Below are 831 nucleotides of genomic sequence, written 5' to 3' on the forward strand. Positions count from 1 at the left end.
AGCCTGTACTTGAGGTCTATTTGAACCCTGACCAGAAGGACAAAAATATAATTCGGCAGGCGCTGAAAAAAGCGGCCTGATTTAACTGTTGAGGCGACAGTTATTTTGACAATTACCGCTATTGCGCCCTACGGCTCTGATATTGCTCCAATATACGTGAATAGCCTTCTTCTCCAACCATGTAACTGAAAACATCCTTCATAAGTTTTACATCTTCTAGAGACCACCAATTAGGCATGTCAACTAGAGCCTTCTGATGCTCTGGAATATGCTCAAAAAAGCAAACTGTTACACAAGTAGCCAAATCATCTTTTGCAGTGCGACCCTGTGGTTGTTCGCAAGACCACTGAGCGTATTTGTAGATGGCAGATACGATCTCGACTTGACCTGCGTCATATGCTGAATAGAACTCGAATAGCAGATCGTTCCATAACTGATATGGCGTTTCAGCGTCATTTATCGCCTCCTTAAACAACGGAAAACGCTTATATGCTTCATTGCGCCAAGCTGACTTGTTCATTGGGCCCAACAAGTTGTTAAACAGACTGGAAAAAGTACAGCTTTTCCTGCTTGACTGTCAAGAATAGCGCTTCAGTCTCTGATGTTCCAACATTTTATGTATGATAAACGGGCCGAGACAATACCACAAAGTAAGTATCGAGAGTCCGAAATAAGTCACTCAGCAGACAATTAAATAACAGAGTCCAAAGGCCGGTTCACGCCCTGAGTTAGTCCGTCAAGCTTTTTCACTGATTTCGCCGCCTGGTTTTAGCAACGAGGAGCCCCGTTGTTCCAGCGCTTTGAGGTAAGTGGATTCATCATAGGGCTTAC

1 protein-coding gene is annotated in these 831 nt (G+C 43.9%); it reads right to left on the minus strand.

The genetic code is table 11. The features are described from left to right. Positions 1-118: 118 nt before the first annotated feature. Positions 119-520: a hypothetical protein gene (locus METLU_RS0120215; protein WP_155920641.1), complete on the minus strand. Its 402-nt coding sequence runs from the start codon at positions 518-520 to the stop codon at positions 119-121. Positions 521-831: the final 311 nt, after the last annotated feature.

This window comes from Methylobacter luteus IMV-B-3098, from assembly GCF_000427625.1.
Taxonomy (GTDB): Bacteria; Pseudomonadota; Gammaproteobacteria; order Methylococcales; family Methylomonadaceae; genus Methylobacter; species Methylobacter luteus.